This is a genomic window from Arthrobacter sp. YD2, from assembly GCF_030410475.1.
Taxonomy (GTDB): domain Bacteria; phylum Actinomycetota; class Actinomycetes; order Actinomycetales; family Micrococcaceae; genus Arthrobacter_B; species Arthrobacter_B zhangbolii.
In genome coordinates, this window is record NZ_JAUHHB010000001.1 from 282,686 (window position 1) to 309,216 (window position 26,531).

The 26,531-nt window shown below is 66.4% G+C and carries 29 protein-coding genes; 19 read left to right on the forward strand and 10 right to left on the reverse strand.

Annotation, left to right across the window (positions count from 1 at the left end; all coding sequences use genetic code 11):
* Positions 1 to 17 precede the first annotated feature (17 nt).
* The gene (locus QWJ37_RS01425; protein ID WP_290243524.1) at positions 18 to 1,187 is read right to left on the reverse strand and encodes a serine hydrolase domain-containing protein; all 1,170 of its coding nucleotides are present in this window, start codon (positions 1,185 to 1,187) and stop codon (positions 18 to 20) included.
* Positions 1,188 to 1,249: 62 nt separating this feature from the next.
* Positions 1,250 to 2,116, reverse strand: a complete 867-nt coding sequence (locus tag QWJ37_RS01430; protein ID WP_290243527.1) for an SDR family oxidoreductase — start codon at positions 2,114 to 2,116, stop codon at positions 1,250 to 1,252.
* Between the two features lie 119 nt (positions 2,117 to 2,235).
* Here QWJ37_RS01430 and QWJ37_RS01435 point away from each other — a divergent pair, with 119 nt between their 5' ends.
* The 5 genes from QWJ37_RS01435 to QWJ37_RS01455 all read left to right on the forward strand — a co-directional run bounded on the left by QWJ37_RS01435 (position 2,236) and on the right by QWJ37_RS01455 (position 5,805).
* Positions 2,236 to 2,796 carry a hypothetical protein gene (locus QWJ37_RS01435; protein WP_290243529.1) on the forward strand — a complete coding sequence of 187 codons (561 nt, stop codon included), beginning with the start codon at positions 2,236 to 2,238 and terminating at the stop codon, positions 2,794 to 2,796.
* 119 nt (positions 2,797 to 2,915) lie between these two features.
* Positions 2,916 to 3,143: a hexameric tyrosine-coordinated heme protein gene (locus QWJ37_RS01440; protein WP_227903041.1), complete on the forward strand. Its 228-nt coding sequence runs from the start codon at positions 2,916 to 2,918 to the stop codon at positions 3,141 to 3,143.
* 92 nt (positions 3,144 to 3,235) lie between these two features.
* The gene (locus QWJ37_RS01445; RefSeq protein WP_290243531.1) at positions 3,236 to 3,904 is read left to right on the forward strand and encodes a response regulator transcription factor; all 669 of its coding nucleotides are present in this window, start codon (positions 3,236 to 3,238) and stop codon (positions 3,902 to 3,904) included.
* On the forward strand, positions 3,901 to 5,175 hold the full coding sequence (locus QWJ37_RS01450) for a HAMP domain-containing sensor histidine kinase (RefSeq protein WP_290243533.1): 1,275 nt from the start codon (positions 3,901 to 3,903) through the stop codon (positions 5,173 to 5,175). Before QWJ37_RS01445 ends, QWJ37_RS01450 begins: the two co-directional genes overlap by 4 nt.
* Positions 5,176 to 5,256: 81 nt before the next feature.
* Positions 5,257 to 5,805 carry a hypothetical protein gene (locus QWJ37_RS01455; RefSeq protein WP_290243535.1) on the forward strand — a complete coding sequence of 183 codons (549 nt, stop codon included), beginning with the start codon at positions 5,257 to 5,259 and terminating at the stop codon, positions 5,803 to 5,805.
* Positions 5,806 to 5,938: 133 nt separating this feature from the next.
* Here QWJ37_RS01455 and QWJ37_RS01460 read toward each other — a convergent pair whose 3' ends face one another.
* Positions 5,939 to 7,141: an ROK family protein gene (locus QWJ37_RS01460; protein WP_290243537.1), complete on the reverse strand. Its 1,203-nt coding sequence runs from the start codon at positions 7,139 to 7,141 to the stop codon at positions 5,939 to 5,941.
* A gap of 95 nt (positions 7,142 to 7,236) precedes the next feature.
* Between QWJ37_RS01460 and gap the strand changes: the two genes are divergently transcribed.
* The 5 genes from gap (at position 7,237) to QWJ37_RS01485 (ending at position 11,003) form a co-directional block, all read left to right on the forward strand.
* Positions 7,237 to 8,244, forward strand: coding sequence for a type I glyceraldehyde-3-phosphate dehydrogenase (gene gap / locus QWJ37_RS01465; protein ID WP_227903036.1), 1,008 nt, complete (start codon positions 7,237 to 7,239; stop codon positions 8,242 to 8,244).
* 145 nt (positions 8,245 to 8,389) lie between these two features.
* Positions 8,390 to 8,986 carry an RNA polymerase sigma factor gene (locus QWJ37_RS01470; RefSeq protein WP_290243540.1) on the forward strand — a complete coding sequence of 199 codons (597 nt, stop codon included), beginning with the start codon at positions 8,390 to 8,392 and terminating at the stop codon, positions 8,984 to 8,986.
* Positions 8,952 to 9,998: a CU044_5270 family protein gene (locus QWJ37_RS01475; RefSeq protein ID WP_290243542.1), complete on the forward strand. Its 1,047-nt coding sequence runs from the start codon at positions 8,952 to 8,954 to the stop codon at positions 9,996 to 9,998. Before QWJ37_RS01470 ends, QWJ37_RS01475 begins: the two co-directional genes overlap by 35 nt.
* Before the next feature lie 199 nt (positions 9,999 to 10,197).
* The gene (locus QWJ37_RS01480) at positions 10,198 to 10,689 is read left to right on the forward strand and encodes a DUF2975 domain-containing protein (RefSeq protein WP_290243544.1); all 492 of its coding nucleotides are present in this window, start codon (positions 10,198 to 10,200) and stop codon (positions 10,687 to 10,689) included.
* The gene (locus tag QWJ37_RS01485) at positions 10,689 to 11,003 is read left to right on the forward strand and encodes a helix-turn-helix transcriptional regulator (protein WP_227928206.1); all 315 of its coding nucleotides are present in this window, start codon (positions 10,689 to 10,691) and stop codon (positions 11,001 to 11,003) included. The genes QWJ37_RS01480 and QWJ37_RS01485 overlap by 1 nt, the downstream gene beginning before the upstream one ends.
* Here the strand turns inward: QWJ37_RS01485 and QWJ37_RS01490 are convergent.
* From QWJ37_RS01490 to QWJ37_RS01500, 3 genes are all read right to left on the reverse strand, one after another.
* A complete protein-coding gene (locus QWJ37_RS01490; protein WP_290243546.1) occupies positions 10,950 to 11,348 on the reverse strand; it encodes a hypothetical protein in 399 nt (132 codons plus the stop codon). The genes QWJ37_RS01485 and QWJ37_RS01490 overlap by 54 nt on opposite strands.
* Positions 11,349 to 11,447: 99 nt before the next feature.
* On the reverse strand, positions 11,448 to 12,092 hold the full coding sequence (locus tag QWJ37_RS01495) for a hypothetical protein (protein ID WP_227903032.1): 645 nt from the start codon (positions 12,090 to 12,092) through the stop codon (positions 11,448 to 11,450).
* An 85-nt stretch (positions 12,093 to 12,177) separates the two neighbouring features.
* Positions 12,178 to 14,616: a trypsin-like serine protease gene (locus QWJ37_RS01500; protein WP_290243548.1), complete on the reverse strand. Its 2,439-nt coding sequence runs from the start codon at positions 14,614 to 14,616 to the stop codon at positions 12,178 to 12,180.
* A 448-nt stretch (positions 14,617 to 15,064) separates the two neighbouring features.
* Between QWJ37_RS01500 and QWJ37_RS01505 the strand changes: the two genes are divergently transcribed.
* The gene (locus tag QWJ37_RS01505; protein WP_290244817.1) at positions 15,065 to 15,988 is read left to right on the forward strand and encodes a DMT family transporter; all 924 of its coding nucleotides are present in this window, start codon (positions 15,065 to 15,067) and stop codon (positions 15,986 to 15,988) included.
* Positions 15,989 to 16,012: 24 nt separating this feature from the next.
* On the opposite strand, the gene QWJ37_RS01510 is transcribed toward QWJ37_RS01505, so the two are convergent.
* Complete coding sequence (locus tag QWJ37_RS01510; protein ID WP_290243551.1) at positions 16,013 to 17,563, reverse strand: long-chain fatty acid--CoA ligase; 1,551 nt, start codon at positions 17,561 to 17,563, stop codon at positions 16,013 to 16,015.
* A 121-nt stretch (positions 17,564 to 17,684) separates the two neighbouring features.
* Here QWJ37_RS01510 and QWJ37_RS01515 point away from each other — a divergent pair, with 121 nt between their 5' ends.
* From QWJ37_RS01515 to QWJ37_RS01530, 4 genes are read left to right on the forward strand one after another with little or no spacing between them, the layout of a single operon-like run.
* Positions 17,685 to 18,161: an RNA polymerase sigma factor gene (locus tag QWJ37_RS01515; RefSeq protein WP_227903028.1), complete on the forward strand. Its 477-nt coding sequence runs from the start codon at positions 17,685 to 17,687 to the stop codon at positions 18,159 to 18,161.
* Positions 18,148 to 18,771, forward strand: a complete 624-nt coding sequence (locus tag QWJ37_RS01520) for a methylated-DNA--[protein]-cysteine S-methyltransferase (protein WP_227903027.1) — start codon at positions 18,148 to 18,150, stop codon at positions 18,769 to 18,771. The genes QWJ37_RS01515 and QWJ37_RS01520 overlap by 14 nt, the downstream gene beginning before the upstream one ends.
* Positions 18,768 to 19,454: an alpha-ketoglutarate-dependent dioxygenase AlkB gene (locus tag QWJ37_RS01525; protein ID WP_227903026.1), complete on the forward strand. Its 687-nt coding sequence runs from the start codon at positions 18,768 to 18,770 to the stop codon at positions 19,452 to 19,454. The genes QWJ37_RS01520 and QWJ37_RS01525 overlap by 4 nt, the downstream gene beginning before the upstream one ends.
* A complete protein-coding gene (locus QWJ37_RS01530) occupies positions 19,451 to 20,458 on the forward strand; it encodes an AlkA N-terminal domain-containing protein (RefSeq protein WP_290243556.1) in 1,008 nt (335 codons plus the stop codon). The genes QWJ37_RS01525 and QWJ37_RS01530 overlap by 4 nt, the downstream gene beginning before the upstream one ends.
* Here QWJ37_RS01530 and QWJ37_RS01535 read toward each other — a convergent pair.
* Positions 20,455 to 20,838, reverse strand: a complete 384-nt coding sequence (locus QWJ37_RS01535) for a DUF1304 domain-containing protein (protein WP_227903024.1) — start codon at positions 20,836 to 20,838, stop codon at positions 20,455 to 20,457. The two genes, QWJ37_RS01530 and QWJ37_RS01535, sit on opposite strands and share 4 nt — an antisense overlap.
* 235 nt (positions 20,839 to 21,073) lie before the next feature.
* Here QWJ37_RS01535 and pstS point away from each other — a divergent pair, with 235 nt between their 5' ends.
* Positions 21,074 to 22,189, forward strand: a complete 1,116-nt coding sequence (gene pstS / locus QWJ37_RS01540; RefSeq protein WP_227928216.1) for a phosphate ABC transporter substrate-binding protein PstS — start codon at positions 21,074 to 21,076, stop codon at positions 22,187 to 22,189.
* Between the two features lie 123 nt (positions 22,190 to 22,312).
* On the forward strand, positions 22,313 to 22,513 hold the full coding sequence (locus QWJ37_RS01545; RefSeq protein ID WP_227903022.1) for a hypothetical protein: 201 nt from the start codon (positions 22,313 to 22,315) through the stop codon (positions 22,511 to 22,513).
* A 20-nt stretch (positions 22,514 to 22,533) separates the two neighbouring features.
* On the opposite strand, the gene QWJ37_RS01550 is transcribed toward QWJ37_RS01545, so the two are convergent.
* Both QWJ37_RS01550 and QWJ37_RS01555 read right to left on the reverse strand, forming a co-directional pair.
* Positions 22,534 to 23,265 (reverse strand): GAF and ANTAR domain-containing protein, encoded by a 732-nt coding sequence (locus QWJ37_RS01550; RefSeq protein ID WP_227903021.1) that lies wholly within the window; start codon positions 23,263 to 23,265, stop codon positions 22,534 to 22,536.
* 61 nt (positions 23,266 to 23,326) lie between these two features.
* Entirely contained in the window at positions 23,327 to 24,277 is a 951-nt protein-coding gene (locus tag QWJ37_RS01555) for a lantibiotic dehydratase C-terminal domain-containing protein (RefSeq protein WP_227903020.1), read from the reverse strand.
* A gap of 462 nt (positions 24,278 to 24,739) precedes the next feature.
* Here QWJ37_RS01555 and QWJ37_RS01560 point away from each other — a divergent pair, with 462 nt between their 5' ends.
* Both QWJ37_RS01560 and QWJ37_RS01565 read left to right on the forward strand, forming a co-directional pair.
* Positions 24,740 to 25,885, forward strand: a complete 1,146-nt coding sequence (locus QWJ37_RS01560) for a zinc-dependent alcohol dehydrogenase (RefSeq protein ID WP_290243561.1) — start codon at positions 24,740 to 24,742, stop codon at positions 25,883 to 25,885.
* Positions 25,886 to 25,900: 15 nt separating this feature from the next.
* A complete protein-coding gene (locus QWJ37_RS01565; RefSeq protein ID WP_227903018.1) occupies positions 25,901 to 26,476 on the forward strand; it encodes a hypothetical protein in 576 nt (191 codons plus the stop codon).
* Positions 26,477 to 26,531: the final 55 nt, after the last annotated feature.

Sequence of the window (26,531 nt, forward strand, 5' to 3'; positions counted from 1 at the left end):
CGTCCTTGAAAGGGGGTTTAGAGTGCTGCGGCGACGGCGAGGGTGGAGAGCTTCTGGAACCGGGCTACGTTCTCGCCCTCGTCCATGACGCCGGAGGAGAGGAACACGAAGGTCAGGTCCCGGACGGGGTCCACCCAGAACAGCGTGGACCCGGCACCGTAGTTGCCGAACGTGCGCGGGCTGGTGAACGGACCGAAGAACGTGGGCGCGGTGCCGGTGCCGGAGAGGGAGAAGCCCAGGCCGAAGTTGCCGTTGGGCGCTTCCCAGCCGCGCATGGCGGCGATCCCCGAATACAGGTCATTGGGCATGTCCCCGGTCTGCAGGGTGGTGGCTGCATCCACCACCGCCGGGGCCACCAACTGGACCCCATCGGCCCGGCCCTGGTTGCGGAACATTTCGGCGAAGCGGAACACATCGTCAACGGTGGAGGTCGCCCCCACCCAGGGCATTTCAGCGTCTTCGGTGATGTAGGTGTTCAGGCACTCAATGTCCTCGGGTGAGAGCCAACCGTCTTCGGGAACATAGACCTTCAGCGGAACAGCCCGTTCGGCGCGGTCGGCGGGCAGCCCGAAGGCTGTGTCGCCCATGCCCAGCGGAGTGAAGACCAGATCCCGGGCCAGGTCCCGGAAATGGTCGTAGCCATAGGCGCGCCGGACCATTTCGCCGATCAGTGCGTGGTTGATGGAGGGTGCGTAGTTGAGGTTGCTGCCCGGCTCGTTCACTACGTCCACGCCGCCCAGGGCCTCGATCACGTCAGCCAGTACACCGAACCGGTCCGCGGGCAGCCCGGGATCGGGGGTGGCGGGCATTCCGGAGCGGTGCGTGAGCAGGTGGCCCAGATTGATCTTGTCCTTGCGCACGGCCCGGAACCGGTCGGTGCCGAAGAACTCCGGAATCAGGTCCACTACGCGGGTGGACAGCGCGAGTTTCCCTTCGCCCAGGGCACGGTAGGCCAGGGTGTTGGTGAAGGCCTTGGACATGGACAGGATCCGGTAAACATCCCCGCGGTCCGTGCGCCGGCCGGCGGCCCGGTCGGCGAACCCGTAGCTGCCCTGCAGTCCGATCCGGCCGTTCCGGGCGACGATGATGTTGGCTCCGTCGTAGCTGCGGCGGTCAATATCCGTTGCGATGGTGTCTTCGAGGGTTTGCAGGGCTGCGGGGTTTAGGCCCTCAACATTGGTGATCATGGTGCCTTTCGGGGGTGGGCGCTGCGGCGGGAAACGCCGGTGAACTGCGGGGAGAGGGCGGGTCAGGACATCAGGGCCCCGCCCGAGGGCGAGAGCACCTGGCCGGTGTAGTGGGCGCCCGCGTCGGAGGCCAGGAAGACCAAGGTTCCGGCGATCTCCTCCGGTTCGGCCAGACGTTTGAGCGGCTGCAGTGCCAGCAGGGCCTGGACATGGTCCTCACCGGACTGGGTCATCAGCTGTGTGTTGATTCCGGCGGGGGCCAGGGCATTGACCCGGATCCCGAACGGTGCCAGTTCACCGGCGGTGGTGCGCGTCATGCCGACGACGGCGGCCTTGGACGCGGGGTAGTAGGTGGGCATGGGCAGGCCCACCAGGCCGGCCACGGAAGCGAAGTTGACGACGGCGCCGCCGCCGGCTGCCTTCAGCAGGGGCACGGCTGCGCGCAGGCAGTAGAACGTGCCGTACACATTGATGCGCATGACCCGGTCAAAGTCCTCGTCCGGGATTTCGGTGATGAATTCGGGGGTGAACGGCTCGCCCGCCTTCATGGCGTCCAGCATCCTGTGGTTGATGCCGTCCAGCCATTCCGTCGCCAGCCGATGGGGGGTGTTCACGCCGGCGGCGTTGATCAGTACGTCCAGCCGGCCGTGTTCATCGGCAACGCGTTTGAACGCGGCGTTGACGGCAGCGGAATCGGCAATGTCAACGGCAATGCCCGTGGCCCCGGGCAGGTCTGCCAGTTCGCGGTCCAGGGCGGCCTGGGATATGTCGAGGGCGTAGACGGTGGCGCCTTCGGCTACGAAGGTCCGCACTGCCGCGAGCCCCATGCCCGAGCCGGCTCCGGTGATGACGGCGATTTTGTCCTGCAGTTGCACGGGTACCCCTTTTGCTCCGACCACGGCGGTGTGGTCCATGAATGTGATCCACATCATGCCATTTCACTGGACAGGTGTCTAGTGAAATTCGGGTCTTGTCTCGGAACCTGCGCCTGCGCGGTATTCCCGGCGGGGCGGATGACCAGACGCCAGGTCTCCAGTAGGCTCCGGACATGGGGAAGCGACGAGACACACACGCAGCGGATTACCGGCTCTACGCCCGTCCCGAGGCGGGCGGCAGCGGCGGCTGGGCGGCGGGGCAGGCCGGCAGCGCCGAAGCCGGGACGTGGGCTGACGACGACGGCGGTACTGCAGCGGATGCCGGTGCGCGCGGGCTGCGGCGGCACAGCACCGGGCCAATGCCGGCAGCGGCCGGGGTCGGCCGGGTCTCCGGGGAAATCTTCAGGGAAGAGGATCCGCGCGGCAGCGGGGAGGAAAGCCCTGGTTTTCTGCCGGCCGGCGCCCCGGACTCGCGGCGGGTCAACCCTTATCTCTGTGGGGCCTGGGCGGTGGTGGCGCTGATGCTTGGCGTTGGGCTGCTCTGGTTTTTCGGCAGCCTCCAGATGGACTCTCTGTACGGTGTCAACACGCAGGTCATGACACGCAAGAGCATGGTGATGGTCAACTTCCAGATGATGGGTCCCAACCTGCTGCCGTTCGGCCTGGCAGGCGCCCTCGCCCTGCTGGGCATCCACGCGCTTAACTACGAGCGGTCCCGCAGCCGCCGGGACTGAGCCGGTGCCCCTCCCGCAGGGAAACGTGCAGGGGTTGTGCCGGGAATATGCCCTGCCCACAATGAAACTGGCGACCCGCACGGGCGCCGGCCCGCGACGCAGTCGATAGGACGGACATCATGGAGCTTGTTCCCAACAATTCCCTGAAATGCACCACTCCTGAGGACGGCCGCCGGCTGGCGATCAGCCTGGCGCTGCAGACGTCCTTTGCCATGCAGCCGGATGAACACGTCCAGGAGATTATCCGCACTACGTACGCGAACAATCCGGAAGACCTGCTTGCCGCCTCGCAGGTGGTGGCCACCGAATTTGCGACCATTGCCGCGGCCAATGACTACTGGCGCTAAGGTGCGATGACGGTGAGCTGAATCTCCCCTTTGGGGTTCAGATTCGGTTCCCCTCCGGGAGCGTCCCGCCCGCGCGGTCCTATACTTCACGGATGGAGGACCAACCCCGGATCCTGGTGGTGGAGGATGACCGGCGCCTGGCCGGGATGCTGGCTGAAATCCTGGAAGACGAAGGCTATGCCGTCACTCTCGCCCACGACGGGCAGCGGGCACTGCATGAGGGACTCACCGGGAACTTCGACGTGCTGCTGCTGGACCGTGGGCTGCCCGCCATCGAGGGCCTCGACGTTATGGCCCGGCTGCGCAGCCGGGGCGTGCTGACCCCCGTGCTGGTGCTCTCGGCGCTGGGCAACCCATCGGACCGGGTGGAGGGGCTGGACCGCGGTGCCGAGGACTATCTGGCCAAACCCTTCGACATGGACGAACTCCTGGCCCGGCTGCGGGCCCTGCGCCGGCGCACTCTGGAACGTATTCCGGTGCTCCCCGTTCCCGGCGGGACCTTTGACCCGGAAGCCAGGACGGTGTCCGCGGATACCGGCAAGGCCGTCCAGCTGTCCGAACGCGAGGCGGAACTACTGGAGGTCCTGGCCCGGCATCCGGGCCGGATCTACCCCCGCATGGAGCTCCAGGACCTGGTGTTCCCGGACGCGGACGACGACGGCGTGGTGGACACCTATGTGCATTATCTGCGCCGGAAACTCGGCCGCCCCGTGGTGATGACGGTGCGCGGGGTGGGCTACCGGCTGGGCAGGAGCCCATGAGCCGGCGGGACAGCTCCGAACTGCAGAGGGCGACCATCCGGCTTTCCCTTCAATTCACCGCCTTCATCGTGGTCCTCCTTTCCCTTGTGGGGGTGCTGGTGTATTCGCTCGCTGCCGCGGGATCCACCGCCGCCGCGCGCGAAACGCTGGAGAACGCCGTCGACCTCTCGAATGCCCGGGACGCTCCGCTTGATGTTTTCCTGGCCGTTTATGACCGGGGCAGGCTGGCGGTTTCGCGTGACATGCCCGCCGGGCTGCCGGTTGAAGACGCCCTCGCCGAGGTTTCCGCCGGCGGCGGAAGCCGTGAGGAGACGGTCTCGGTGGGCGGTGCAACGTACCAGGTGCTCACCGTCCGCCGGGGCAATGACGTGGTTCAGGCGGCAGTGGATACCCGCGAATCCCGCAATGAACTGCAGCGGTTGGTGCTGGTGCTGGTGGGAACCATCCTGGGCGCGGCGGTGATCGCTGCGGCCTTCTCCGTGCTGGCGGCACGTGCGGCCATCAGGCCTCTCGCGCGGGCGCTGGCGCTGCAGCGGCGTTTCGTTGCCGATGCGAGTCATGAACTGCGTACCCCGCTGACCCTGCTTAGCACCCGCGCACAGTTGCTGCGCCGGCGTCTGGACCGCGGGAACAGCGGGGGAGGATCAGGTGCCGGGGCCGGGACAGGCCCGGAGCCGGAAAAGTGGCTGCAGGACGGGCTGGCGGAAATCGTCTCCGACGCCGGCGTGCTGACCGGCATCCTGGAGGACCTGCTGGTCTCCGCTGACCCGCGCAGGAATGAAACCGTGGAACCCGTGGATCTGACCGCCGTCGTCCGCGACGTTGCGGATAGTTTCGAATCGATGGCGGGGGAGCGCGGTCTTCAGCTGGAGGTGCGGGCACCTCAGGGTCCGGTGGCCGTCCGCGGTGTGCGGGCGGCGTTCCAGCGGCTGGTGACCTCCCTGCTGGCTAACGCGGTGGATTACGCCGGATCGGCGGTGCGGCTGACCGTGGAGCCGGTCGGCCGGGAGGCGGTGCTGACGGTGGCCGACGACGGACCCGGCCTGCCGCCGGAACTTGAAGGACGCCTGTTCGAGCGGTTCTCATCCGTCCGCGCAGCCAGTCCGGTGGACCCGGCGGAGGGAGCCGGCCCCCAGCGGCATTACGGTCTGGGCCTGGCATTGGCGGCGGAAATCGCGGCCCGGTTCGGCGGGTCCATCCGGGCCGAATCAAGCCCGGGGGCCGGGACATCCCTGAGGGTCCGGCTGCCGCTGTCCGCGCCTGGCTCCTAGGCATAACTTCTAAGAAATCTCGAAGAATCCGGCGTCAGGATTGAATTATCAGCAAACCACTTGATGGAGGTGAAGACACCCATGGCTTTGGGTAGCAAGGCCAAGCGGGTCGTGATCTGGACCGCCGGTGCCCTTGCCGGAGCCGGACTGCTGGTTGGCAGCTTTTTCGCCGGTACCGCCGTTGGCGGGGACGATGCTTTGGAGCAGGCAGGTTCCACGACGCAACAGGAAAACACCCGGGACGCCGAAGACCGGGACGGCAGGGAGCTGCAGGACCAGGACCGGGATCAGGATCAGGGTCAGGATCAGGATGGCCGGGAGGCTCGGGAGCATATGGGTCCGGGGCACAAAGGCGAGGGTCCAGGTGATGAGAGCCAGGACGGCCAGAACCAGGACGGCCAGAACCAGGACGGCCCGAACCAGGGCGGCCAGGACCAGGACGGCCAGAACCAGGACGACCCGAACCAGGACGGCCAGGACCAGGACGGCCAGGACCGCGACCGACGTGAAGGCCGGCCCGAACGGGAGGACCGCGGACGCGGGGATCATCACGATGAACGGCACGATGGTCCCCGGGATGGGGACGACGCCGCCGACGGGGACACCGCAGACGGCGAAACCGACGGATAATCCTGCAGGGCATTAACCGGCCCCGGAGCGGACTCCGCACCGGAACCGGAGGTGAAAGGGCCGGGCGCATACGCGCCCGGCCCTTTCCTGTCAGCAGCCGCCCTTCCGGTTCAACGCCGGCGGTGCACCCTCGTTAGCGTTTTGGCTCGGGGACCAGGTCCAGCAGGTGGGTCTCCACGTAATCCAGGGCCAGGCGGACCGCACCCGTGGGGACCAGCATTTTGCCCAGGTCCGAGACAGCCAGCCGCGGCGGCTCCGCCACATAGTGTGCAAGTTCCCGCGTCATGGCCGGCAGCAGGGCCGTGGCCGACGCCGCAACGGCACCGCCGATGACAATCAGCCGCGGATCGAAGAAGGAGGACGCCAGCGCCAGCACCCGGGCCATGCGGGCCGCGATGCGGTTCAGGATCTCCACGGCCACCGGATCTCCGGCGGCTGCTGCTTCGAACACCAGGCGTGCCGAGGCCCGGTTGGTATCCGGGCCCACAAGCTCCCGGATTCTGCCGTTGTGCCCGTCCCTGAGGGCGGCGCTGCCCCACAACCGGGCCAGCTTGGCTATGCCGTCCTCGTTGCCCACGCCCTCCACCAGCTGCAGGGCACCCATGCCGCCGGTGCCCCCCGAGGCGCCATGCAGCAGCCGGCCGGACTCAATAATGCCGCTGCCGAGGCGCTCGCCGGCCAGGATCACGGCAAGGTTCTCCTCACCGGCACCCACTCCGCGCCAGCGTTCTGCCAGGGCCGCGAGCTTGGCGTCGTTTTCCACCAGCAGGGGCCACCCCCTCGTGTCGCCGAATTCCCGGCTCAGCCCCAGATCGAACATGGGTGCCACATCCTGCCCCGGGGCGAGGTCGCCGTTTCCCGTGACCTGCGCGGCGATCCCCATTCCGGTGCAGAGGACCGCCGAAGCCTCAATCCCGGCGTCGGCAAGTGCGGCGTCGACGGCGGCCGTGACCACGTCCCGACGCTGCTCCGGCTGCCCCCCGTGGCGCGGGAACCGTGCCTCGGATCCGCCGACGACGGCGCCGGAGAGATCGGCGGCCAGCACACGGACAGTGGCAATGCCGACGTCGAGACCGAGGACGTACCCGGCACTTTCGTTGAACTCAAACCGCCGGGCGGGCCGCCCCTTTTGCCGGTCAGTGCGCAGGGAGGGGGTTTCGCGGGCCCAGCCGCGGGCAATCAGGTCATCGCAGACCGCAATGACCGTTGCGCGGGTCAGTCCGGTGGCATTGATCAGGTCCGTGCCGGTGACGGACGGGACGGAGCGCAGCACTTCGAGCACGGCGCGCAGATTGGTTCGGCGCAGCAGCTGCGGGGTGTTTGCGGAGGCGTCCATGGAAGTGGCCTTTGACGTGTGGCGGCAATAACAGCATAATTGTAGAAGACATTAAATTTAGTCTCTAAATTTACTCTAGCTTCTAGGAGGCCGCAGTGACGGTACGCGTCGGAATCAATGGTTTTGGTCGGATTGGCCGCAATTACCTGCGGGCGGCCCTGCAGCACGGTGAAGGCTTTGAGGTAGTTGCCATCAACGACCTCGCCGATCCCGCGCAGCTGGCCCACCTGCTCAAATACGACTCCGTTGCCGGACGCCTGGCGGAGAAGGTCACCGTGGAAGACGGCAACCTCATCATCGGTGAGCACACCGTCAAGGTGTTTGCAGAGCGGGATCCCGCCAACCTGCCGTGGGCTGACCTGAACGTGGACATCGTGATTGAATCCACCGGCTTCTTCACCAACGCCGAGGATGCCCGCAAGCACATCACCGCCGGCGCCAAGAAGGTCCTGGTCTCCGCACCGGCCAAGGGCGACGCATTCACCGTGGTCATGGGCGTGAACGACGGCGACTACGACGCCGAGAAGCACGACATCATCTCCAACGCGTCCTGCACCACCAACTGCTTGGGCCCGCTGGCCAAGGTCCTGAATGACGCCTTCGGCATCGAAAAGGGCCTGATGACCACCGTGCACGCCTACACCGCAGACCAGAACCTGCAGGACGGCCCGCACAAGGACCTGCGCCGCGCCCGCGCCGCAGCCCTGAACATGGTGCCCACCTCCACCGGTGCCGCCAAGGCCATCGGCCTGGTGCTCCCGGAGCTGAAGGGCAAGCTGGACGGCTTCGCCATCCGCGTCCCCGTGCCCACCGGTTCCGTCACCGACCTGACGGTCACGCTGGAAAAGGAAGCCACGGTTGAGGAGATCAACGCCGCCTACGCCAAGGCTGCACAGGATCCCCGCTGGGAAGGCATCCTCACCTACACCGAGGATCCGATTGTTTCCTCCGACATCGTGGGCGATCCGGCCTCGAGCATCTTCGACTCAGGCCTGACCCGCGTGATGGGCAACGAGGTCAAGGTTGTTGCCTGGTACGACAACGAGTGGGGCTACTCCAACCGCCTGGTGGACCTCACCGGCCTGGTTGCCTCCAAGCTCTAGTCTTCGGAAAAACCGCCCGACGGCGCCGCGCCGGACTCCCTGCGAGTCCGGGCGGCGCCGTCGTCGTTTAATGCGGTGTCCAGGAAAAAAGAAAAGAAAAACGGGGGAACCGTGAACCATTCATGGTGAGCGGGCATTACAAGGTGTGAACACAGACAAAGAGATTGTGGAGCGGTCGCGCAGCGGCCCCGCCATATTCGGGGAACTCTATGACCGGCACGCGCCGGACATCTACCGGTACGCCGCCCGGCGTGCCGGTGACTTTGCCGCCGAGGACGTGATGGCGGAAACCTTCCTGGTCGCCTTCGAGGGACGGGCGGGTTTTGACGGGCCGGCCGAAGCGGTGCGGCCCTGGCTCTTTGGCATCGCCACCAACCTGCTGCGCCGGCACCACCGGGCCGAGGCGCGGATGCTGCGCGCGCTGGCCCGCAACGGCGGTCGCGGCCACACCGCGGACGGGTTGGATGCCATAGACGCGCGGGTCGACGCGGCCGGCGACCGCTCCCGGATTGGTGCGGCGCTGGCAGCGCTGGCACCTATCGACCGGGAAGCCATCCTGCTTTATGCCTGGGCGGACCTGACGTATGACGGAATCGCCACCGCAACGGGCGTGCCCATCGGCACCGTCCGCTCCCGCATCAACCGTGCCCGGCGCAAGCTCCGGGCGGACCTCGGCTTTGCCCTTTTCGACGAAATGGACAGTGATCATGGACGAACTGCACCTGCTCCGCGCCACGCGTAACACCACCGGTACCGTGCCTCCGGCTGTCCTGGCCGCGGGCCGGGAGAAACTCCTGCAAAAGGCAGCGGAGGAAGTACGTGAGCCGGCACCGGTGCTGCATCCCCGCCGACCCTGGCGGCGCGCGGTTTTTGCCGTTTCCGCTGCCGCCGCGCTGATTGCCGCACTGGTGGCGGTAGACGTTGTCGGGGCCGGCGAACGGCCGGGCGCGACGGCGGAGGCGGCGCAGGTGCTTAACGACGCCGCTGCCACCACCATTGCCGCCTCGGACCCGGTGCTGGCCCCGGGACAGTACCTGCTGATTGATACGAAGGCCGTGTACACCACGACAACCTCCACGGAGAACGGTGAATTTGTCTGGTTAAACAGCCAGGACGGACAGGTGTACGTACCGGCGGACCGGACGGCAGAGTGGATCTGGAACCGGGAGCCCAGCGAGCCGGTGCAGTTCTTTGATGAAGCTTCACGGCTGGAGGCCGAGCGGCAGGCTGCGCAGGAACAGGTCCCCGCGGAGACCTTCCCGTTCGAGAAGCAGCCCATGCGGGCTCGGGAAGGCAGGTTTTACGATTCCGAACAGCGCATTCTGGGTGCTATGCCATTGCAGGAGGGGGTGGCCAATGCCCCTCGGGATCCGGATGAGCTCTTAGAACTGATTTACGAAAACACCAATGGGCAGGGTCCTACCGCGGATGAGGAAGCGTTTATAACAATTGCTGACACCTTGAGGACGGGCGTCATCCCGGCGGATCTGCGGGGTGCCCTGTATCAGGCTGCTGCCTTGATCCCAGGGGTCACTGTAGTGGATCGGGAAGCTGCGCTGGATGGCCGCACCGGGATCTCACTGGGCATGAAAAGCAGCAGATACGAGGCGCGGCGGGAAATCATCATCGATCCGGACACCGGCCAGCTCATCGGAGAACGGGAAATCCTGCTCGAAGATCTGGGGGGCATTCCGTCTGGAACTGCCACCGCCTGGACCGCGGTCACCACCTCCGTAGTGGATTCGGCGCCCTAGGGAACCTCCGCAGCGGGAACTTCCCACGCTTTGGTACCTGTGTTGCCGGTGTGGTCCCTTCCGGAACAGCAGTCACAGAGCGTGGGAAGTTCGGCTCCCGGTTTGCGGAACCCCTTGCGGCACCTCTCGATTGTCGATAAGTATTGGTTGTCCTTCAATGGGATTCGGTCAGTCGATGAGGCCCCGTAGGGAGAGCGTGATGGGAAAAGCAACCATCCTGGCGTTGCGGATTGTGCTGGTCCTGGTGCTCCTGGGCACCCTGTTTGTCCAAGCGGTCCTGGTGCCGCTGTTCGGCGTCGACCTGGCCGAGGCCGGTGCGGAAGCCGTCCGGGTGCCGGTCCTGGCCATTGTGGTGCTGGGCATCCTCGCCTTCCAGGTCTGCCTGGTCTGTGTCTGGCGCCTGCTGACCATGGTCCGGCGTGGAACCGTGTTCTCCTCCGGTGCCTTCCGCTACGTGGACATTGTGATCGGAGCGCTGTCGGCCGCGGCCCTGCTGCTCTTCGCCCTGGGCACCGTGCTGGCGCCCGGCGAGGACGTGGCCCCCGGCGTCGTCCTGCTGATCGGCGGCATGGGAGTGACAGTAGCTGCCGGTGCCCTGCTGGTCCTGGTGATGCGGGCGCTGTTGGCCTCCGCCGTCGCCACTGCAGCGGAAGCGCACCAGCTGCGCAACGAACTCGGCGGCGTGATCTGATGCCGATCATCGTGGACATCGACGTGATGCTGGCAAAACGGAAAATGCCCGTAGGGATGCTGGCGGAGCGCATCGGAATTACCCCGGCGAACCTGGCAGTGCTCAAAAACGGTCGCGCGAAGGCAGTACGGTTCACCACCTTGGCTGCGCTGTGTGAAGTGCTGGAGTGCCAACCCGGAGACCTGCTGCGCTGGGAGCCGGATCCGAACGGCAGCCACCAGCCGGCAGCCGATGGAGCCCCCGAGGGCGTCGCGCCCGGTTCAGCGGCGCTGGGCCCTGTCCCTGAGGCGGGAGGCGAGGCGAAAAGGCGCTGACGGGGTGTGCTCTCCAGCGGGCAGGACGGCCGCTTGCACTGCGGAGGAGGCGTCCACGGCGTCTGACGGCTCAGCATCCTCGTCAGCCGGGATATCTACAGCCGGCTGGTTTCCGGCCGCAGCCCTCCGGTGCAGCACCAGGACCGCCACCGCTCCGACGGCAACCAGAGTGCTGGCCAGAGCGAGCATCAGGTTGGCGTAGAGCCAGAGGAACGTCATGGTCGGCGGGGTGCCCGGCGGCGCCTCCAAAAGGTCGGCGGCTGAGGCCAGCCAGAAAGCCACGCAGCAGGCAAGGACAATCCAGGCCGTTCGGGGGCTGACGAAGGAGAGGATCTTTTGCTCCATGGTGAATGTTCCTGGGCGAAAGGAGGAAGGTGCCGTCTTCTCGACGCACCAACCCTAGGCCACTCCTTGGCCCTGCTCGCGGTTCTGCGCAGCTTGTCCCTACTTCGTGGAGTAGGGGGTTGCCATCCCGGGGGATTCCTTCACAATAACCGGAATCTCTCCGGCCGGCGCCTGATCAGCGGCCGCCGACTGGAGGGCAGCGACCTGATCCGCCGGTACTTCGACAATCACCGCACCGTCACGGCCGCTGGCTGCGATGGAATGCACCTCCAAAGCCGGCAGCGGCTGTTGGGCCAGCCAGGTCCGGACCTGTGCCTTGGCTTGCTGCAGCTCGGTGCTGTTGAAGCCCACCAGCACCGGAACGGCACCGGCGTCGCGGACGGTGGCTTCCGCTGCGGAATCCGTGACCGCTACGTGCAGCACACCGCCGTCGACCCAGGCGTCCGAGTATGCAGGCCCCAGCTGGGTTTTGAGCTGCTCATGCAGCAGGAGCAGCTGTGTGGTGTATTCGTCCGTGGCCATGTTTCCTTCCGGTCCGGTGGCAGGGTCTGCCGGCGTTGCCCCGATACCGGGGGACGCCGCAGCGGATGATGAAGCCGCGGACGGATCGGCCGTAGGGGCGTTGTCGGGGCGCGCACCGGAATCCGTTCCGCAGCCGCCAAGTGCGGTGAGGACTGCTGCTACCAGGACGGCCGCGGCCAGTGGCCGTGCTTTCGGGTGGAGCTGACGGGTGTTCGGTTCCATGGTTCCCTCCTCGGCGTGACTGTAGCCTAAACCGGAACGGGCCCCGGCCGCTGGCCGGGACCCGTTCCACTATTCACTAGTGCACTTACGCGTCAGCAAGTACCCGGCGGCGCTTGGTGTAGAGCACTGCAGCGGCACCGGCGGCGAGCAGGGTAGCTCCGCCCCCGGCCAGCAGTGCGATGTTGGAAGCACCGGTATCAGGCAGTCCACCCGTTCCCGGGTTTCCTGCCGGCGCGACCGGTGCGACAGGCGCCGGATCGGCGTTGACAATGAAGGAGACGAAGGCAGCTGCCGAGGGAGCGCCCTGGTACACCTGCGTGACCTCCACGCCGTGGCTGCTGACCGCCAGGTCGCCCATGGGGGCGGACCAGTTGCCGTTGTCGTCAGCCTGCAGTTCCACGGCCGGCTGGCCGTCGAAGCTGACCAGCACCAGGGCGCCGGGCTTGGCCGTTCCGGTGATGTTGTCGGGGAGCTCGCTCTGCGTGAACTCCGAGCCGTCGGCCGGGTTGGTGATGACCGGTGCTTCCGGAGCAACCGTCAGGTTCAGCTCGGCGGCAGCGGAATCTTCCTTGCCTTCAATGCCGCCCTGGCGGGCAGTTACTTCGTAGACGCCGTAGCTCAGCGGCTCTTCGAGGGTGTACGCCCAGTTGCCTTCCTCATCAACCTCTATGGTGCGGGTGGCGAAGTTCTCCACCTGGTCATCCGGGATGGACACCGACACCGTGGCCCCGGCTACGCCGGTGCCTTCAATGCTGCTGAGGGAGTTCAGGACCGTGGCGGGAGTGGTGAACACCGGAACGGGAAGCGGCGCTTCCTTGACGGTCAGCTCGAACTCGCTGACGGTCGACTTGTTGAAACCGTTCACGGCCTGAGCCGTGATTTCCAGCTTCGCGCCCTCGGGAACCAGTGTAGGAGCCGTGGTGGACCAGGTCCCGTCGGGACCTGCCAATACCTCGGACTCTTCGCCGTTGAGCGAGAGCTGTACGGTGCTGCCGGCCGGAGCCGTTCCGGTGATGGGCGCATCGGTTTCCACCGTGCCGCCGTCCGCCGGGCTGGTCAGTGCCGGAGCGGCCAAGTGGATCGCCACGGAGTAGCCGGGAATGGCAGCCATGGAGCGGGCCAGGTCCACGCCGTAGACCTTGCCGGATCCGGGGACGCCGGCGCTGATGAGGCCGACGGCCAGGCTGCCGGAGATCATGCTGCCGCCGGAGTCGCCGGGAGCGGCGTCCAGCTCAGCCTGGAAACCTTCAGTCCAGGTGCCTTCGGCGTTGAAGAGGGCATCGGCGCTGAGGATGGTTCCGCAGGTCCAGAAGGAGGTCCGGCCGGACTTGCAGATCGGCGCACCTGCCACAGGGGTGGTGGAGCCGGTGATCTGGACTGTGGTTGCTTCCAGGTCCTCGGCGTTCGCCCACTGCAGGGTTTCCGGCAGCAGGGTCAGGTCGGGGTTGATGCTGTCGATCACGGAAATGTCCGTGCCCGGGTTAGCTTCGGTGCCGTCGAAGGAGTACGTGCCGAACATGCCCAGCTGCAGTTGAGTGTTGTGTTCAAGGATGGTGAGCGGGCCGGCCGCTCCCTCTGCACAGTGACCGGCGCTGATGACGGCGTCGTCGCCGGCGGCATTAAATCCGTTGAAGCCGATGGAGCAGGCTGACGCCAGGCCGTCGCCGCTTTCGAAGAGGTAGCCGAGACCGTTCGGGATATCGGTCTCCGCGAAGTTCTCCGGCAGACCCTGCGGGTCGGTGACGGTGACGTTTTCGTAGGTCGCGGCGAATTCCTCTGCCGTCATGGGTGCGGCCATGGCGCGGGCCTGGGCTCCGCCGAGCTCCGTAGCCGGCTCACCGACGGTCAGCACGAAGCCGCTGCCGGCGTTCCCGGTCACGGACTGCAGCTTGTCAGCGGCACCGGTGGCGTCAGCGTAATCCTGCAGGAGGCTTCGCAGGTCGGAGGCGCGCTTCAGGGGTGCAGCGGCTTCCTCCTCGGGGGCTTCAGTGGTGTTCTCAGCGGGTGCCGGAGCTTCGGTCTGCTCCGGTGCCGGCGCTTCCTCAACCGGTGCTTCCTCGGCCGGCGCTTCTTCAGCCGGTGCTTCGGTTGCCGGGGCGGGATCCACCACGGTGGCATCCAGTTCAGTGGCCAGCGTCTGCAGGTCCTCGCCGCTGCCGGTGATGACCAGGGCGCCGTCAACGAGCTCGATGCTGACAAAGCCATCGGTGGCCTTGAGCCGGTCAAGTGCGTCGGAGGCCTTCTTGCCGAGCTCGCCGGCCGCCAGGAACTCCTCGACCGTCATTCCCAGATCGCGCTGGAGCGCTTCGCTCAGGCCGGGGGCCAGTGTTGCCGCACCGTCCTCGACAGGCGCTTCGGTGCCTTCAACAGCCGGAACGGCCGGTGCCTCCGTGGCGGCCGGCTGCGGGGTTTCCCCCGTGGTTGCCATCGCCGGTCCGGCGATAAAGGCGCCGCTCACCGCCAGAAGGGCGGCGGCGCCAAGGGCACCTGCCCGTGCGTAGAGCGGGCGTGGACTTTCCTGCATGAAATTTTCCCCCATAGACGTTGGCCTCCGGCTTTCCATGCGGGCGCTAATGCGGTGCTGGAAGTGCGGAGGGGACAAGACTGTGAACTGCAAATGTTTACTGCGAGTGATGCGGAAACTGCCCGTAGCCGGGTTTTACTCAGTGAACTGATTAAAAAACGCCAGTGATAGTACCGAATAACTCCTGCCCGCCGCGGTTCCCACGCCCAAAAATGTTAATGACATAGATCACACGGGGAGGCACTCGAGAGAATAGCGGCCCCGGGAGGAGATAGCAAGGGTGGACGGGCAGAGCCGGGGGACACATATTGATCCCGCCGCACGGCCCGGGTAGCGTCACATTGACAATGCCAGCCACGGCGCGCACGCTGCCCCGGATCCAAGGAGAAACGTGGGACGAGGGCGCACAGGGGCCGGTTCCGGCGCGGCACAGGCAGGGGCCGGGGGAATTTTGGTGGCGCTCGCGTCCTCGGCAGTGTTCGGCCTCTCCGGTTCGTTTGCCAAGTCGCTGCTGGAGACCGGATGGACCAGCACCGGAGCCGTGGCGGTTCGGATGCTTGGTGCAGCGCTGGTCCTCGCGGTTCCCGCCGCGATCGCACTTCGCGGCCGCTGGCACCAGGTGCGGGACAACTGGCGCACCATCGCACTCTTCGGGTTTATCGGCGTGGCCGGATGCCAGTTCTTCTACTTCAACGCAGTGGAGCGTCTTTCCGTGGGAGTGGCGCTGCTGCTGGAGTTCCTGGCCCCCGTGCTGATGGTGCTCTGGATCTGGGCAGCCACCCGGCGCCGGCCCGGCCTGCGGACCGTGCTGGGGACTTTGGCGGCAATTGCCGGGCTGGTCCTGGTGCTTGACCTTGGCGGCAGCACCCGGATTGATCCGATCGGCGTGCTGTGGGGCCTGGCGGCAGCCGTGTGCCTGGCCATGTACTTCTTTATTACCGCCAAACAGAATGATTCCCTGCCGCCGCTGGTGCTGGCCACCGGAGGCATGCTGGTTGGCGGAGCAACAATGGCGGTTCTGGGCCTCACGGGCATTCTGCCGCTGGGGTTCAGCGCCGCCGATGTGGATCTTGGCGGGTGGCGGACCCCGTGGTGGGTGCCGGTGGCCGGCCTGGTGCTGTTCTCCACCGTTCTGGCCTACGTCACCGGGATCATCGCTGCCCGCGCCCTGGGCTCACGCGTGGCGTCCTTTGTCTCGCTGACGGAAGTCCTCTTCGCGGTTCTGTGGGCGTGGCTGCTGCTTGCAGAGCTGCCGCGTCCGGTGCAGCTGGCGGGCGGAGCCCTGATTGTGGCAGGGGTGGTGCTGGTCCGCTCCGATGAGCCGGCGGGACTGCCCGGCGAGGCAGCGGCCGACGTCGAACCCTACGCCTGAGCGGGTCCGACGCCGGTGCGCCGCTCAGGCGCCCGGAGCCTCGCCTACCAGCGGCGCTTCCACCGGCTCCACCGTTATTTCCCGCTTCAGGATCTTGCCCGTAGGCCCCTTGGGCAGGGCATCGGTCAGCTGGATCCGGCGGGGATATTTGTAGGCCGCCAGGCGGTCCTTGGCGAACTGGGCAATCTCCGCCACCAGCTGGTCCCGGGCGCTGTCATCAGCCGGCCGGGATTCTTCACGCAGGCCCACCACGGCCACGATTTCCTCGCCGTGCAGGTCATCGGGGACACCGATCACCGCGGCTTCGGCCACTGCCGGATGCCCGTAGAGCACCTCCTCGACCTCGCGGGGATACACGTTGTACCCGCCGCGCAGGATCATGTCCTTCTTCCGGTCCACAATGTAGATGTTGCCCTCCTCATCGAGGCGGGCAAGGTCCCCGCTGCGGAACCAGCCGTCCGGAATGGCGGCAGCCGTGGCGTCATCGTTGTGCCAGTACCCCTTCATCACGCCTTCGCCGCGAATGGAGAGCTCTCCGATCTCACCGGTTGGCACGTCCCTGCCTTCGGGATCCAGTATCCGCACCTCCATGCCGTCAACCGGCCGGCCGATGGACCCCGCCTTCCGCTCGCCGCCCGGAAGGTTGAAGGAAACAATCGGCGAGGTTTCGGAGAGCCCGTACCCCTCCAGCAGGTAGGTTCCGAAAACGTCCTCGAACTCATGCAGGATTTCCAGCGGCATGGCGGAGCCGCCGGTGATGGCACCGCGAAGCGAGGACAGATCGGTGGTTTTCACGTCCGGGTGGCGCAGCATCGCCACGTACATGGTGGGGACCCCCTCAAAAATGGTCACGCCGTCACGCTCAATAATCTGCAGTGCCTTGCCGGCATCAAACCGGGGCAGCAAGCTGATGGATGCACCGGCAAGAACGGCGGAATTGAGGGCGGCGGTCTGGCCGAACACGTGGAAGAACGGCAGTCCGCCGAAGATGACGTCGGTCTCGAGGGTGTCCAGCAGGGAGCGTGAGACCTGGGCATTGCTCAGCAGGTTCCAGTGGGTGAGCGCCGCACCCTTGGGGCGGCCGGTGGTCCCGGAGGTGTAGAGGATTACCGCGATGTCTTCATCATCTACGTCGGCAACCTCAGGGCGGGAATCCGCGGCAGCCAGCAGCTGGAGGAACTCCACCGAGTCCACGGAAACTACGTCCACATTCCCGGCCTCTTCGGCTCCGGCGGTTACCTCCGCAGCCACCCCTTCCCAGGCGAAAACAATCCGTGCCCCGGAATCCTGCAGGTGATAGGCAATCTCCCGGGCCTTCAGCAGCGGATTCATAGGCACCACAACGGCTCCGTACCGCAGCGCACCGTAATAGATGAACGGCATCTGCGGAATGTTCGGCATCACCAGCCCCACGCGGTCGCCGGGAGCCACGCCCCGTGCAGCCAGGACACCCGCCACTTTTGCGCTCATGGCCTCCAGCGCCGCGTACGTCACTACGGTCTCATCCAGTTTCAGAGCGGTCCGCTCCGGAACACGGGCAGCTGTGTCGGTAAGGACGCGGGCGAGGTTGGCCATGGGGATCTCCTTTGATCGTGCAACGTTGTGGGCAGTCTAGCCACAGCGGACGGGTGCTGCCGAGCTTTTTTGCCGGACCGGCTCACGAACGTTTCCCCAAAACCGTCTACCGTATGTGGAAGTGAAACCCTTTGAGCAGATTGTGCAGGAGCACGGCCCGGCCGTGCTGAGGGTCTGCCGTGCCGTGCTCGGTCCGCAGGACGCGGAAGACGCGTGGTCGGAAACATTCCTGGCCGCGCTGCGCGCCTACCCTGCTCTGCCGGAGGGTGCCAACATCCAGGCCTGGCTGGTCACCATTGCCAAACGGAAAGCGATCGACCAGCACCGGTCAGCAGCCAGGAATCCGCTGCCGGTGGAGCAGCTGCCGGAACCGCCCCCTGCCGGGGGAGCCGCCGAGCTGGACGGACTCTGGCATGCGCTGAAAACCCTGCCCGTGCGTCAGCGTGAGGCCTTGGCGTACCACCATCTGGCAGGGCTGCCGTACGCCGAGGTGGCACTGTTGCTGGGCGGTAGCGAAGCGGCCTGCCGGCGCTCGGCGGCAGATGGCATGAAGAAACTACGGACGCTGTACAGGGAGGACCGCAATGCCATCCTTTGATCTTTCCGAAGCGGGCCTCCTGGCCGGCATGGCGGCCGGAGAGCCGGACGCAGCGGTCCTGGCGCGGCTGCATTCCCGCCTGGCCGCCGACGCCGGGTCCGCCGGAGTCCTGGACCTCGCGTATACGGTGATGGACAGCCCGGTGGGCAGGCTGATCCTGGCCGCAACGGACGCCGGCCTGGTCAGGGTGGCCTTCGAATGTGAGGGAGTCGACGAGGTGCTGCAGGTGCTCAGCGACCGGATCAGCCCGCGGATCCTGGAGGCGCCGGAGCGGCTTGCCGTTCCCGTGGCGCAGCTGCAGGAGTATTTCGACGGCGCCCGGCATAGCTTCGACCTGGACCTGGATCTCCGCCTGACATCCGGTTACCGGCGCACCGTGGTCCAGGCCCTGCAGGGGATCGGCTACGGACACACGGTGACCTATGCAGGCATAGCCGCACTCACCGGCAACCCCGGTGCCGTGCGGGCGGTGGGCACCGCCTGCGGCCGCAATCCGCTGCCGCTGGTGATTCCCTGCCACCGGGTCCTGCGCTCGGACGGAACCACCGGCGGGTACCGCGGAGGACCGGCCGCGAAAAAGATTCTCCTCGATCTGGAAGCAGCAGCATGAGCAACTCCCTCTTTCCCCGCGAACGGACAGAACCGGCCGTGGGGGCCGTGCATGTTCCCGGCTGGCTGCCCGCGCAGCGCCAGCGCGAGATAGTGGATGCCTGCCGGCAGTGGGCCGTTGGGCCGGTTCCCATGCGATCGGCGGTGCTGCCCGGCGGGCACCCGATGTCCGTCCAGACCGTCTGCCTGGGCTGGCACTGGCAGCCGTACAAGTACACGCGAACCGCCGACGACGTCGGTGGTGGCCGCGTCGCGGACGTGCCCGAGTGGCTGGTCGAACTGGGACGCGATGCGCTGCGTGCTGCGTACCGCCGGCCGGACGGCAGCTATGAGCGGGATGACTACCGGCCGGAAAACTACACGCCGGACACTGCACTGATCAACTACTACGCCGAGGGCGCCCATATGGGCATGCACCAGGACAAGGACGAGAAATCCAGCGCCCCAGTGGTATCCATCAGTATTGGTGACACATGCGTGTTCCGTTTCGGCAACCCGGAAACGCGGAACCGGCCGTATACGGATCTTGAACTGGAGGGAGGGGACCTGTTTGTCTTCGGCGGGCCCTCACGCTTTGCCTATCACGGAGTACCCCGTACCCATGCCGGTACCGCGGACCCGGCGGGCGGGCTGGCCACCGGCCGCATCAACATCACCCTCCGGATGACCGGCCTGAGCGGATGAGCCCGAGCGGCCCCGGCGCAGTGCCCGATGTCCAACACGGCGCAGTTGTCCAAAACGGCGCGGTTGTCCAAAACGGCGCGGTGCCCCGAGCCGGCGGCGGTGCCGTGCGGCAGGACTCCCTGGCATACCGGGGGCCGCTGGCGCGGGAGCCGCTGGTCAACGCCCTCGCCGCCCACGCCGTGCCCGGACTGGAACGGGTCACGCGCGGCAGCGACGGCGCCGCGGTGGAACGGCTTCTGACGTTGCCCTCCGGTCCCGTGGAGATCGCCGTCCGTTTCCGTTCGGACGGCGAGGTGGTGCTGGCCCGTCCGCAACTGCCGGACACGGAGGACGCCGAACTGACCGCAAGGGTCCGTTCCTGGTTGGACCTGGAAGCGGACCACACGGTGATTGATCCGTTCCTGTCCCGCTTTGACCTCCTGGAACCGCTGGTGCGGTGCCATCCCGGGCTGCGGGTACCGGGTACCACTGACGGTTTCGAAACTGCCGTACTCACCGTCCTGGGACAGCAGGTATCCCTCGCCGCTGCCCGGACCTTCGGTGCGCGCCTGGTTGCCTCCTTCGGCCGCCCCGGGCCGGCCGGTCTTTCCACCTTCCCGACACCGGAGTCTCTGGGCGCCGTGCCTGCCGAAGATATCCAGGCTGCCGTCCGGATTCCCCACGCCCGCGCACGCACGGTATCCGCAATGGCCCGGGCCGCCGTGGAAGGGCTGGCGCTGCACCCCGGCGCTGACCGGCATACGGCACGGCGGGAACTGCTGGCGCTCCCGGGGATCGGTCCCTGGACCGCGGACTACCTGGCTGTCCGCGTGCTCGGGGACCGCGACGCCTATCCGGCGGATGACCTGGTGCTCAAGCGTGCGCTGGGCGTCGGTACCGGACGGGAGGCCGCGCTGCTTTCCCAACCGTGGCGTCCCTGGCGGTCCTATGCCCTGTTCCACCTCTGGACCGCCGCTGCGTACGCTCCCGTCGGGAAGGCCGCCGTCGGCAAAGCCGCGGGTTAGGCTCCCAGCAGGGAGAACATCAGCGAGACGCCTGCCGGGCCTCCCTGCACCACGGCCAGCCGGCCGAGCCTGCGGTCGCTAAGCACCAGAACGACGGCGGCCAGCAGCATGCACGCCGTGCTGAAGCTCATAAGCGTCAGGCCTGCCACCGCGTTGCCGGCGATCAGCAGCACCACGCCGAGGCAGGCACCCACGGCGAGGAAGAGGTTGTGGAAACCCAGGTTGTAGGCCAGCTGTGCCGTAGCCGCTGCGGAACTTGAACCCCGAAGCTGAAAGATCGCAACGGTCCCCGGGTCCGTCCATCTCAGGGATTCGAGCATAAAAAGGTAGAAGGCCACAGCAGCGGCGACCACGGCAAGGATGGCTGCGATTATCAGCACGGGGGGCTCCCTTGGCATTGCCCGGGCAGAGCCGTCCGGCACTGCCGCGCCGGGGACGGTAACCTCCGCCGGTGCGGTCAATCCTGACAGCCCACGGTCCCGCCCTCAAGGCCGCGTGTCTGTTTCGGTTGGCGGGCGCGGCCAAAAGCGAGCTAGCCTTGAATGAGCGGCCGTTGTACCGGCCCTCACCCCACCGGCGTTGGACGCCGCTGCCGCTTTCCCGGAAGGAAACCCATTGCGCCCAATCCGCCCCGCCCGTTCCCTGGCCATGGTGGTGCTGGCATCCCTTGCCCTCACCGCCTGCGGATCCGACTATCCTCTTGGCGACGCCCAGCGCGAGGCCGCCGAAAACAGCAACTCGACCCTCAGCGGTGTGCTGTCCGGGGCCGGATCAAGTGCCCAGGGTCCCGCCATGGACGCGTGGATCGCCGGGTTCGGGACGCTGCATCCGAAGGTGCAGCTGCAGTACTCTCCGGACGGATCGGGTGCCGGGCGCAGCGCGCTGCTGGCCGGCGCCGTGGATTTCGCCGGGTCGGATGCGTACCTGCAGGAAGAGGAAATGGCTGCTGCCCGGGAAGTCTGCGGACCGGAGGGCGCACTGGACATCCCGGCCTACATTTCACCGATTGCCGTGGCGTTTAATCTGCCAGGCTTCGAATCACTGAATCTGGACGCTGCGACCATCGCGGCCATTTTCCGCGGCAGCATTGAAACCTGGGATGATCCGGCCATTGCTGCCCTGAATCCCGGGGTCGCGTTGCCATCCACCCGCGTCACCCCCGTGAGCCGCGCCGATGACTCGGGCACCACGGAAAACTTCACTGAGTACCTGCACGAGGTGGCACCGGACGCTTGGCCCGATGCGCCGTCGGGAACCTGGCCGGGAGGCCTCGAAGGTGAGAACGCACAGGGTAACTCCGGTGTAGTCAGCACCGTCACGCGGACCGAAGGCGCCGTGACCTACGCCGATGATTCGGTGATCGACGAATCCATGGGCACCGCCAACCTGCTGGTCGGGGAGGAATTCGTCCCGATCAGCGCCGAAGCGGCGAGCACCGCCGTCGAACAGTCCACCCGGGTACCGGGGCGCAGCGAGCACGATATTGCGCTGCACCTGGACCGGAAGACCACCGAACCCGGTGCCTACCCGCTGGTCCTGGTCTCCTACCAGATCTACTGCAGCTCCTACGACGACGCCGCCCTGGTGGAACGCGTCAAGGCCTTCGGGGAGTACGTGGTCAGCGAGGCCGGACAGGCCGCCTCCGCCGATGCCGCGAAGAGCGCACCGATCCCGCCGGCACTTGCCGAAGATACCCTCGCCGCGGTGAAATCCATTACCGTGCGCGACTAGGCGTACTGCAATCGGGGCGGTCTGCAGTTAGCTGTATCTTCCGTCGCCGCTCTTTGGGCGCACTCTTGCGCCGCCTGCACGCCGGTGTCACCGTGGATTTACGCGACGCTGAAGGGGGCTGCTGTGGAACCTATCCGAATCGAACGTTGGTGGCCGTACCTGGACGGTTCGGCCAAGGATTGGCTGAGGCACAACCTGCGCCAGGACGGCCTGCCGCCCAGGGTGCAGGACCGGATTGCGGAGGCCGGCGGGCCGGTCATGGATCCCATTCTGAACGAACCCGACTGGGCCTTCATCGAGTTGGACTCCCAGACTGTCGAGTGATCGAACCTCCGTGAACGCGACTAGTTAACGAAATGCGTTTCCACGGACTCCGAGGTAATCGAGCCCACCACACGCTCCGCGAGGTCCCGCAGCTTCACGTTCCGGTTGCTGGAGGCCCGCCGCAGGATCTCGAAGGCCGCGTCCTGGCTGCACTTGTTTTGCGCCATGACAATGCCCACGGCAAGGTCGATGGTGGTTCGAGCCTCCATGGCCGCCCGCAGGTGCTCTGCCGTGTTCTTGTGCCGGGCAATCTCCACGGCCAGCTGCAGTGCTGAGCTGGCCTCACCGGCAAAGGCTTCCGCCGCCGCGATCCGCTCTTCGGTGAAGTACTCCGCTTCAGGGGCATAGAGATTTAGCCCCGCCCCGCCGTCGTTGCCGAGAACCAGGGGTACGCCGAGGATGGAATGGAAACCGCGGTCGCGAATGACATCCGCGTATTCCGGCCAGCGGGGGTCGGTACGCACATCCTGGATCAGCACCGTCTTTCCCGTTCGTGCCGCACGCAGGCACGGGCCGTCGCCGTAACCGTACTGGACCTCATCCAGCACCCGGGCGGCGTCACTGCTGCTGGCGACCGTGGCGCCCTGCTTATTGCGGAGCAGGGTCACGCCCACCAGGATGTCTGCGTCCGTACTGAAAAGCTCGGCGGCACGGGCCGCAAACGCCTCCAGGAAGTACTCCATCGATTCGGTCTCGAGGATTAACGCCTGCAGTTCGGCTGCGACCGAATGCTGCTGCGGGGCAAGTTTCATGATGCGAGTCTATCGCCGACGCCGCAGTTCCCGCTGGTTCGACGGCGCCGGCCGGACGGACTTAAAGCGAGTCTGTGAGCTCCGCTTCCTTCTCCCGGCTCCACGTCCTGGCGTAGACCCCGATCAGGGCTTCCTGCCGGAGCGTGAACCCGAGCCGGTTGAGCAATCCGTGCGCCTGGTAGACGGTGAGGTGCTGTGCGCTGCGGCTCGCCCCTGCCTTGTCCGCCCGGTACAAATAGGTGTCTATGGCCCGCAGCCAGCGCCGTCGCCAGTTTGCTACCGCCGACTCGGAGGCGGTGGCCATCATCAGGCGGTGGACCGGCATCAGCTGGGCCTGTGCCTGTGCGCCGGTGGCTTTCTGCACGCCGGCCGCCCGGGGATCCGAGGCGGTGCAGCTGTGCAGGTGGCTGTCCCAGTAGTATTCCCAGGACACCCGGCGCCGGTCCGGCCAGGTGGAGGCGCGCGGCCCCTTCATCATCGCGTAGGCGGAATCGAAGAGCAGCAGCGAGGCCAGCGCGGACCGGTTTTGTGCCTTGGGAAACCGGGCTGTTGCCCACAGGCACAAATCAGAGGAAAGCTCGAAGACCTCTTCCGCGAGGCTCAGGCCTTCCACGCCGCCATACCGCGCCAGGTCGGCTTCGACCCAGGGCAGCAGCGGATCGGTTCCCACAGTGCGGTCCAGGACCGGGTCGCTGAACTCATGCCCCACCGGCATGCTGCGCACCGGGTCCCCGGACTGGTCCTGCAGCGCCCCCAGCAGGGGTTTAAGCCTGTCCAGGGTTTCCGACGGGGCGAGGACCCTGAGCCGCACCTGGGCGTTCGCGGGCTGCATTCGCCGGGTATAGAACCATCGCTGGGCCCCCCATCTGCGAGCCTGTGCAACAAGCGGGGTGACCAATTCCCCGATAATGCGGTCCGCCAGCTCAAAACCGCCGGCCTCTACGGACAGGTTCCACCACACCGGATGCGGGGCGGAACGGAACGGGGTGCGAAGTGTGGTTGGCTGGCTCATAGCCATCCTTTCGTGCTGTCTGTGCGGGATAACTCGTGATTCCACTCAGGACTGCTCATGCTGGACCACCCCGTCCGGAATGCCCTTTTTCAGGGCGTCCCGGGTAGGAAGTCTTCCCCAGTCAAACGGCCGTGTCCACCGTCCCCGGAACCTGTTCGGAAAGGTTGTCGGAAGACCTCGCCATCCTGCGGAAGTGGAGTACTATCCCTTGGCATTCGGCCCGTCCCGGGAGGGTTCCCTTGGAGGGGATCCAGGCCTGCTGCGGCACTTCCGCAATGGTCCGGGCAGTGCCATAATCGGCGCCGATTGCGCCGCTGATCGGCGCACCCGCCGGACCTGCAACATTTGCAAAGTTACTAAGTCTGCTTATGGTTAAGGGACTTGGGGTGAGGGCCTCGCCGGGCAGGGTCGTCCGGGGGCCCCGCCCGGACCCGGAATCCGCGGAGACGAGGAGGCAGGCCTGTGCGAGCGATGGTGTACCGAGGACCCTGCAAGGTGCGGGTTGAGGAAAAGGACCGCCCGCCCATAGAGCATCCCAACGATGCCATCATCCGGGTCACCCTGGCCGCGATCTGCGGCTCCGACCTGCACCTGTACCACGGGCTGATGCCGGACACCCGGATCGGGCACACCTTCGGCCACGAATTCATTGGAGTGGTGGAAGAGGTAGGCCCCTCGGTACAGAACCTGAAGGTCGGGGACCGGGTGATGGTTCCCGCCAACATTTACTGCGGTTCCTGTTACTTCTGCGCCCGCGGAATGTACTCGAACTGCCACAACGTAAACCCCAACGCCACCGCCGTCGGGAGCCTGTACGGGTATTCGCACACCACCGGCGGGTACGACGGCGGCCAGGCCGAGTACGTGCGCGTGCCGTTTGCCGACGTCGGGCCCTCCGTGATCCCTGACTGGATGGACGAGGAAGACGCACTGATGTGCACCGATGCCCTGGCGACGGGATACTTTGGCGCGCAGCTCGGAGACATTGTCGAGGGCGATACCGTGGTGGTCTTTGGAGCAGGCCCCGTGGGCCTCTACGCTGCCAAGTCGGCCTGGCTGATGGGCGCCGGGCGGGTCATCGTGATAGACCACCTGGATTACCGGCTCGAAAAGGCGCGCACCTTCGCACATGCGGAAACCTACAACTTCACCGAGCATCAGGACATCGTGGTGCACATGAAGCAGATCACCGACCATCTCGGTGCCGACGTAGCCATCGACGCGGTGGGGGCGGAAGCTGACGGTAATTTCCTGCAGCACGTCACCGGGGCCAAGCTCAAGCTGCAGGGCGGATCCCCGGTGGCCCTGAACTGGGCGATCGACTCGGTACGGAAGGCGGGGACTGTCTCGGTGATGGGCGCCTACGGCCCCATGTTCAGTGCCGTGAAGTTCGGCGACGCCATGAATAAGGGCCTGACCCTGAATATGAACCAGGCTCCGATGAAGCGGCAGTGGCCGCGGCTCTTTGAACATATCCGTGCCGGGTACCTGAAGCCCAGTGAAATCATCACGCACCGGATCCCCCTGGAACACATCGCTGAGGGCTATCACATGTTCTCGGCGAAGCTGGATAACTGCATCAAGCCCGTCATTGTCCCCGGATCCTAAAGAAAGGACACGGTCATGGCCTACACACCGCAGAAGCCCGCCCTGACGCCGAGCAGTGAGGAGCTGCGTGCACGGATCCCGGGATGGGGCGCGGACCTGGACCCGAAGGACCGGCCCGCAGTGCCCAAACTGCAGTTCGATCCGACGCTCAGCGGCGCCCACTGGGAGTTTCCGGAACGCCAGGAGGAAAAGTATCCGCGGGAACGGTCCATGGAGCACAAGTTCCTCACTCCCGTTTTCGGCACCTCCTGTCCGCCGAAGGGATTATCGGGCGTGATGCGACGCTATGCCTACAGCCGTTACAGTGAGGCCCGGGCTGCGCACTGGCTGATCCTGCTGGCGGCGGACCGGGTGGATGCGGTGGAAAGCCACCTGGCATCCTTCGTGAGCCTGCGTCCGGACAATCCGGTCACCGAGACAGGGGTGCTCAGCGAATTTTCCCGGCACGGGTACGCGTCCCGCGCCGGCAGGAAACGGGCGGACACCAATCATCAGTGGATTGATCCCCTCCTGGTGGGCGGCCCGTGGCTGCTTGCCGGTGCGGGCCTGGCCACGGCCATTGGCGCAGCGGCCCGGCGGCTGCGGAAGTAAAAACCGTGAGTGCGTTGCAGGCCGCCCCAGGCGGTGGGAATACTGGTGGAGTCGG

What these genes read in the sequence shown, in the direction of transcription:
- QWJ37_RS01445 (WP_290243531.1), top strand. Translation starts at nt 3,236, where the DNA reads ATGGAGGACCAACCCCGGATCCTGGTGGTGGAGGATGACCGGCGCCTG.
- QWJ37_RS01475 (WP_290243542.1), top strand. Translation starts at nt 8,952, where the DNA reads ATGGACGAACTGCACCTGCTCCGCGCCACGCGTAACACCACCGGTACC.
- QWJ37_RS01450 (WP_290243533.1), top strand. Translation starts at nt 3,901, where the DNA reads ATGAGCCGGCGGGACAGCTCCGAACTGCAGAGGGCGACCATCCGGCTT.
- QWJ37_RS01520 (WP_227903027.1), top strand. Translation starts at nt 18,148, where the DNA reads ATGCCATCCTTTGATCTTTCCGAAGCGGGCCTCCTGGCCGGCATGGCG.
- QWJ37_RS01530 (WP_290243556.1), top strand. Translation starts at nt 19,451, where the DNA reads ATGAGCCCGAGCGGCCCCGGCGCAGTGCCCGATGTCCAACACGGCGCA.
- QWJ37_RS01435 (WP_290243529.1), top strand. Translation starts at nt 2,236, where the DNA reads ATGGGGAAGCGACGAGACACACACGCAGCGGATTACCGGCTCTACGCC.
- QWJ37_RS01565 (WP_227903018.1), top strand. Translation starts at nt 25,901, where the DNA reads ATGGCCTACACACCGCAGAAGCCCGCCCTGACGCCGAGCAGTGAGGAG.
- QWJ37_RS01440 (WP_227903041.1), top strand. Translation starts at nt 2,916, where the DNA reads ATGGAGCTTGTTCCCAACAATTCCCTGAAATGCACCACTCCTGAGGAC.
- QWJ37_RS01495 (WP_227903032.1), bottom strand. Translation starts at nt 12,092, where the DNA reads ATGGAACCGAACACCCGTCAGCTCCACCCGAAAGCACGGCCACTGGCC.
- QWJ37_RS01485 (WP_227928206.1), top strand. Translation starts at nt 10,689, where the DNA reads ATGCCGATCATCGTGGACATCGACGTGATGCTGGCAAAACGGAAAATG.
- QWJ37_RS01425 (WP_290243524.1), bottom strand. Translation starts at nt 1,187, where the DNA reads ATGATCACCAATGTTGAGGGCCTAAACCCCGCAGCCCTGCAAACCCTC.
- QWJ37_RS01510 (WP_290243551.1), bottom strand. Translation starts at nt 17,563, where the DNA reads ATGGCCAACCTCGCCCGCGTCCTTACCGACACAGCTGCCCGTGTTCCG.
- QWJ37_RS01500 (WP_290243548.1), bottom strand. Translation starts at nt 14,616, where the DNA reads ATGCAGGAAAGTCCACGCCCGCTCTACGCACGGGCAGGTGCCCTTGGC.
- QWJ37_RS01525 (WP_227903026.1), top strand. Translation starts at nt 18,768, where the DNA reads ATGAGCAACTCCCTCTTTCCCCGCGAACGGACAGAACCGGCCGTGGGG.
- QWJ37_RS01460 (WP_290243537.1), bottom strand. Translation starts at nt 7,141, where the DNA reads ATGGACGCCTCCGCAAACACCCCGCAGCTGCTGCGCCGAACCAATCTG.
- QWJ37_RS01430 (WP_290243527.1), bottom strand. Translation starts at nt 2,116, where the DNA reads ATGTGGATCACATTCATGGACCACACCGCCGTGGTCGGAGCAAAAGGG.
- QWJ37_RS01555 (WP_227903020.1), bottom strand. Translation starts at nt 24,277, where the DNA reads ATGAGCCAGCCAACCACACTTCGCACCCCGTTCCGTTCCGCCCCGCAT.
- QWJ37_RS01550 (WP_227903021.1), bottom strand. Translation starts at nt 23,265, where the DNA reads ATGAAACTTGCCCCGCAGCAGCATTCGGTCGCAGCCGAACTGCAGGCG.
- QWJ37_RS01480 (WP_290243544.1), top strand. Translation starts at nt 10,198, where the DNA reads ATGGGAAAAGCAACCATCCTGGCGTTGCGGATTGTGCTGGTCCTGGTG.
- QWJ37_RS01490 (WP_290243546.1), bottom strand. Translation starts at nt 11,348, where the DNA reads ATGGAGCAAAAGATCCTCTCCTTCGTCAGCCCCCGAACGGCCTGGATT.
- QWJ37_RS01455 (WP_290243535.1), top strand. Translation starts at nt 5,257, where the DNA reads ATGGCTTTGGGTAGCAAGGCCAAGCGGGTCGTGATCTGGACCGCCGGT.